Source organism: Aurantimicrobium sp., assembly GCF_036667855.1.
Taxonomy (GTDB): Bacteria; Actinomycetota; Actinomycetes; order Actinomycetales; family Microbacteriaceae; genus Aurantimicrobium.
Window position 1 is genome coordinate 1 of record NZ_JAVWTF010000068.1, and the last position, 5,849, is coordinate 5,849.

Annotated in this window: 4 protein-coding genes and 1 tRNA gene; 1 reads left to right on the forward strand and 4 read right to left on the reverse strand. The window is 54.3% G+C overall.

Annotated features, from left to right (window positions below):
- The coding region (locus tag RR877_RS09560; RefSeq protein WP_332628059.1) for a hypothetical protein at window positions 1-3,530 on the forward strand (3,530 nt) is incomplete at its 5' end.
- Window positions 3,531-3,855: 325 nt separating this feature from the next.
- On the opposite strand, the gene RR877_RS09565 is transcribed toward RR877_RS09560, so the two are convergent.
- From RR877_RS09565 to RR877_RS09580, 4 genes are all read right to left on the reverse strand, one after another.
- Window positions 3,856-3,932: transfer RNA gene (locus RR877_RS09565), tRNA-Arg, on the reverse strand.
- A gap of 81 nt (window positions 3,933-4,013) precedes the next feature.
- A complete protein-coding gene (locus tag RR877_RS09570; RefSeq protein ID WP_332628061.1) occupies window positions 4,014-4,940 on the reverse strand; it encodes a hypothetical protein in 927 nt (308 codons plus the stop codon).
- Window positions 4,937-5,494 (reverse strand): gamma-glutamylcyclotransferase family protein, encoded by a 558-nt coding sequence (locus RR877_RS09575; protein WP_332628062.1) that lies wholly within the window; start codon window positions 5,492-5,494, stop codon window positions 4,937-4,939. The genes RR877_RS09570 and RR877_RS09575 overlap by 4 nt, the downstream gene beginning before the upstream one ends.
- 27 nt (window positions 5,495-5,521) lie before the next feature.
- A complete protein-coding gene (locus RR877_RS09580; RefSeq protein WP_332628063.1) occupies window positions 5,522-5,782 on the reverse strand; it encodes a hypothetical protein in 261 nt (86 codons plus the stop codon).
- Window positions 5,783-5,849: the final 67 nt, after the last annotated feature.

Sequence of the window (5,849 nt, forward strand, 5' to 3'; positions counted from 1 at the left end):
GAATGATGGGCATCAACGACGTCAACCTGAACGACATTCACTATCTGTCTGACCGACTGGTGGAGAACATTGCTCAGAGCGACGAGTCTCTGGCTGGTAACATCGAAGCTCCGATGCCGTCCATCTACAACGAAAGCTCTGCTGGTTTTGAGCAGGCTCGTAGTGAGGGTAGAACATACACGAGCGCCGATGGTAAGGAGAAGTTTGTGTTGTCTGATGCGGATTCAACGATGAGGCCTAACGGTTATCAGCGTCTCCGCGAAGCAACTGATCCTATCCCGTTGGGGGATTTGCTGGATCATAAGGTGTTGTACGAACAGCATCCTGATGCAGCTAACATCCCGATCATTGCTGTGGATAGTATCCCCGGTGGTGCGTTTGCTCAGTGGCATGGAGACACGGGTGAGATTTATGTGGCTAAGGATAAGATGCGGAAGGTTAGTCCTCGCACTTCCATCATGCACGAAGTCCAGCACTACCTGCAACAGCAGGGTGGTCAGCAGGAGAACTTCTTCAATGATGCAGTGGACCCGAGCGGCTATGCTGCTACCCGTCAGACGTATGAGAAGGCTCTAGCTAACAACGATAGAATGTCCCGCCTCGTGTTGGACAGAGCATCGGATCTGCGACAGGCTGCTCCTGACGCTGCACGGTTTGACGAAGTGCTGTACGACTTCAACAAGCCGGACTGGCAGAAGGCAGCTGAGCTTACGAAGATGGTGGACCAGAGCAAGGTTTCCCCCGAGACTGCTTCCACTATTGCTCGTTACGATGATAGCAGAACTCAGGCTAACGAACTGGTTGAGGGGATGAACGAAGCAGCTGATGCAAAGCTGGGCGCCTATCACCGCAACATCACAGAACGTGAAGCCTTCTACACTCAGGACAATGTGGACACTCCGCAGTCTGAACTCCCGCTGAACCCGGAGACGGAAGCAATGCGTACTCCGCGTTACTCCCCCTCTCGTCCTGAAGTTGAATTGACCAAGGGTGAAGTGGATGTTCCGAAGGTGCTGGCTTCCATGCCCCCGGATCAGGTGACGCTGGTTACTCCTCGTGCTGGTTTGAAGGGGTTGGATAACAAGTTGTGGAGAGCGGTGAAGGGAAGTGTTGACTACACTGGTGGACTGGGCAAGCAGTTTGACGACATGCTCCAGAACTCTGTGGGTCAGGCGGCTCACTCGGCTATGCACGCTCAGCGCAACATGGCTGATCTGGATAAGGGTATTGACGCCTACGCTGCTAAGCTGGCTAAGGACACTGGATCGAAGAAGGCTGCGGCTATTGAAACTACCAAGCGTATGATTGCTGATCGCATGAGTGCCTTGGAGAAGATTCAAGATCCGACTAGACGTGAGAACGCTCTGGCCAACTTTGTCCGTGACAATCCGGAACTGCGTCCGCTGATGAGAGCATACGCTGACATTACTCAAATGTCTAACGAGTTGGCTGATAACTTGGCTGCCTCGAAGCTCGACCTCACCAAGCAGGACAAGGAGTTCATCCAGAAGATTCGGGACAGTGGCTTCGGCTACACCACCCGTATCTATCAGATGCACGCTGGTAAGGCTGGCCGTAGTTTGGCCCGCGACTTCTTGAAGAAGGTGGATCAGGCTGGTAAGCGTATCGAACAGGGCAAGGATCTTAATGCCAAGCAGACTGAGGCAGTGACCATCTACACGGATGCCGCTTCCTACCTGATGGATCAGATTAAGATTCCGAGCATTGAAGATATGCAGGGTATGAAGACCTCTAAGCTGAACGACTTGATGAACACGTGGACCAACCATGACGTAGACACTTGGACGCAGAACTCGCTTGACGCTGCCAAGGCTAACGGTATGGATGATACGTCTGCTAAGGCTCACGTCAAGGATAGCATGATCGCTATGCTGGACTCGGTGAGGGATTCGGTAACTGTTGACAACCTGAATGCTAAGGCTGCTGCAACAATCAGAGAGTTGCTGGGTGTGAGTGGTAAGCCCGGTGCCATTGCTCAGAGCGTTGGTGGTCTGCGTCAGGACCGTGGCATCCTAGAGAAGCGAGTGGAAATGAATCCGGCTATTGAAAGACTGCTGGGTCGCATCACCACTGAGCCCTCCACTGTACTGGCCACTACGTTGGCTAAGCAGGGAGAGTTGCTGGCGCGCACCAAGCTCCTCATTGGTCTGCGTGATAGTGGGCTTGTGATGGGTAAGGCTGAGGCTAACACCAAGGGTAACGAGCAGTTCAGCTACCAGTTGTCTGGTGAAAGCGCCGGTCCGCTTGATGGTATGTACACCACCCCACAGGTGGCTAACATCGTCAACTCTACGATGGAGATGTACAGTAGCACTACCGATGCTATGGCTGCCTCGTTCCTTAACTCTGCTGCGGCAGGTGACAAGGTGTTGGGTAATGTAGCAAGCGCGGTTGCAACTGGTGCAGGCTGGGCTAAGCTGGCGAGCATTGTCTTCGATGGTTACAACCTCGCTCTGAACTTTGCAGGTAGTCCGTTCATGCTGGCTATGAATGGTGTTAACAATCCCGCCACTGCGGTGAGTGGATTGGTCGCTGGTAAGGATAGTGTGATGAACATCCTCACGGATGGTGGTAACAAATACAACGCCCTGTTGGATGATGGTGTGAAGTATCAGGTTGTGGATAGTGCACGTGCTCAGGAGCTTCGCTCTACAGCACACGATGCACTGAGGGATAAGATCGCTGGTGGTTGGGAAGTAACCAACGCACTGACTCGCGGGGCTGTTAAGGCTAAGCGAGGGCTGGTTGAAACCTTCTCCATGTCTGATGCGTGGGTTAAGCTTGCTGCGTTCCAAGATCGTGTTAACTTCCTCACTGACTTCTACAAGGCAGAAGGTGTAGACATGACGCCGGAACAAATCAAGACCGAAGCTGGCAACACTGTACGTGACACTAACATCACGTATGGTAAGACTCCCCCGGTGCTGCGTATGGGTGAGCGCTACGGTATCACCACCTTCATGCCCTACTTCTACAACGTGCCTCGCATGATGGTGAAGAGTACGGTTCAGGGTGTTAACGATGTGATGATGGGTGTCAAGGCAACCAATCCCAAGGCGCAGCAACTCGCTATCTCCAAGGGACTTGCGAGACTGGCTGGTAACGCAGGGTCGCAGGCTGCATTGATCCTCGGTGTTAAGGCTATGGCTGGTGTGCTTAATGCAGGTAAGGAAGATGAGATTGATGACATGAAGAAGATGTTGCGGGATGACTCTCGCTTCGCTGATCCCATCTATCTCGGCAAGAACGCTGACGGTATACCGTTGTTCTTCCGCACTTCCCGTATTGACCCGATGGGTCCGGTGAATGATATCGCTCGTGTTGCTCTGGACGATAGCATTGATACGGATGAGAAGGTTAGCATCCTGAATAAGCAGCTTAAGGATATGGTGTTTGCCAACCGGTTTGTTGCTGCTGCTGTCGGTGCTGCTCTTGGCACTGAACAGTCTAAGGTGATGTCCTTGTCGTGCGTGACGTACCCGAGGGGGCGCGAGGGGCTGACGGGCTGACCGTTATCAACGTAGCGGTTGTGCCATCCGAAGCCCCAGCTATCACGGTTCGCAGAGTGCATCGCACGGAACTGCGCTTCGGTCAGGCTCTCACCTGCCGGTACTACTACAGCAACACACATATCAATTGTCTCCTGATGGATTTACTTCTGGAAGGTCGGCTGGGGTATACACTAGAATGATGGCGTCAGTAACACCATATCCAGTACGACTTCGCGCCTCATCAACATCAGAGTACGCACCGTAGAATGTCGAGCCGTCACGACTGGTGACTACAAACACATCCTTTCCGAGTCGGAAGTTTCCCATACCCACCCCATGTTGTTGGTCCGCCGTAGTGGACTCGAACCACTGACCAACAGCTTAGAAGGCTGTTGCTCTATCCAGCTGAGCTAACGGCGGAAGGTGCCCACGACAAGGGGATGGCGAGTCTTCGTCAGATGTAGACTAAGCCTGCATTCGTGGGCGGTGAAAGGTTTAACGTTAAGCGGCAGCAGCCAGCTGGCCCTGCCACTGTGCAGCGGCTGCACGTCCAGCAGCGGCGGCAGCGTCAACGATACTTGCAGTGTACTGCTGATTACCACGGCGGATAACACTACCGTCCTCCAGATCCTGCGTCAAGAACGCGAAGGTACGGAGGGGATCGGTGATGATGGAACGGGTCGGGCTTGCACACTGTGCGTCGATCAGCTCAGCCAGACGCTTGCTCACCTTCAGGTAGTTGCTGAACTGTTCCTGATCGGTGGTGGTGTGGAACATCTTGAACTCGATGCGGTTGGCACCGTCGCCAGTACCGCCACGATTGCAAGCCACCTCGCTGGTGTACGGAGAGCGGCCCTGAATTGCGTAGCGCTGGGCAGTGTTGAGGTTGCGGAAGAAGAGGGCGATGTGGTTGGCAACCTGCACTCGCTGTTCGTTGCTCGCCAGACCACGATAGGCAGCGGTGCTGATGTTGGTATGGCAGCCAACACAACCACCGTTGTCGTTGCTCGGGGTGATACGCGTGGTCTGCAAACGGCCAGCAGCAGGCAGAGTCTCGTTGTAATCCAGCATCGCCTTGATGGGCGAGGCATCGGAGGTCAGCAGGCTCAGCTGCATCGGGGGGAAGGTGATTTCGGTGGGGCAGCGTGAGCAGCCCTCACGATCCACAGTGGTGTAACTGGTGTTGTCCCACATCCAGTTGAGGAAGTTGGACTGCGCTTCGACAGTCTGGAAACCAGTCTCGATTTCAAAGCCCACCAGCGTGGCGTCAGCCGGGTGCAGCGAGGGGAAGTCCACCACAAACCACGGGCGGGTCTGCTTGCCAATATGGCCAGCGGTGAACGATGTCTTCAGCGCAGCCATAGCCCGCACGGCGGCAGGGATGGAGCAGTTCTGGAAGACGGCGTATTGTTCGGCGGTGAAAATCATGGTGTCTTGTTCTCCTGGGGTTTCGTGTCGGGTGTGGTACGAACGTACAGCCAATCCTTGCCGCGCTCATGGAAGGTGTCCCACTTCGCAGTTCCGTCGGAACATTTGAAGAAGACCCATGCCTTGGCAGAGAAAGTGGCGTCGCTCATGGTGGGTTGGCGGTCGTTGGTAGCGAAGTGACCACGCACAGTCTCCGTTGTATAGCCTGCCCGTTCTTCCATCGCCTTGATGGCCTCGAAGGCATCGTCGCTGACGAGGTAGTATTCACCCTCAACCCTGTGATTGGGATTGCCAGTCTCCATCAGGGCGGGGTACTGACCGAGGGATATCATGGTGTATCCCTCGATCACTGCTTTGCCGACCAGCATCTGGTCGATCAGGTAATGCTCGTGCAACTGGAAGTCTTTCTTCAGACTGCCATACACGAACACAGGATGGAGCGATGTTTTGCTCACAGTCGCAGCCGCTGCGGGCGCCTTGACTACGGTGGTGGTAGCGGGTTCCGCCTTCTTATTGGGGCGGGAGGTCGGAGCCAACGGCTTCTTGCTGCTCATGTCTTATCCTGTTTAACGTTAAAGGGATTAGTTCTTGTTCTTGGTCATGCGTACAACTGGCATCACCATGTCGTTCGGCATCAGGCAACAGCCTGCACCAGTCGCAGCTTCCTCTGCATAGAAGCCATCACGAGCCTTGACGTAGATGCGCGAGTCGTTCTCCTTGAACAGACCACGGCTGCGCTCCTGCACGATACGGAAGTGGGAGCCCGGATGCACAGCGTCGAAACGCAGAGCATACTTGGACGAGTCACGGTAGATGGTGGAAGCAGTGCGAATATCGCTCATAGTTTTAGTTATCTCCTTGCAATGTGAAAAGAAAAGTACAGCCAAGCGTAGGAATTTTACGTGTCCC

Bases quoted from the DNA above. Each gene is read 5' to 3' on its own strand.
- RR877_RS09570 (WP_332628061.1), bottom strand. From the start codon at position 4,940: ATGATTTTCACCGCCGAACAATACGCCGTCTTCCAGAACTGCTCCATC.
- RR877_RS09575 (WP_332628062.1), bottom strand. From the start codon at position 5,494: ATGAGCAGCAAGAAGCCGTTGGCTCCGACCTCCCGCCCCAATAAGAAG.
- RR877_RS09580 (WP_332628063.1), bottom strand. From the start codon at position 5,782: ATGAGCGATATTCGCACTGCTTCCACCATCTACCGTGACTCGTCCAAG.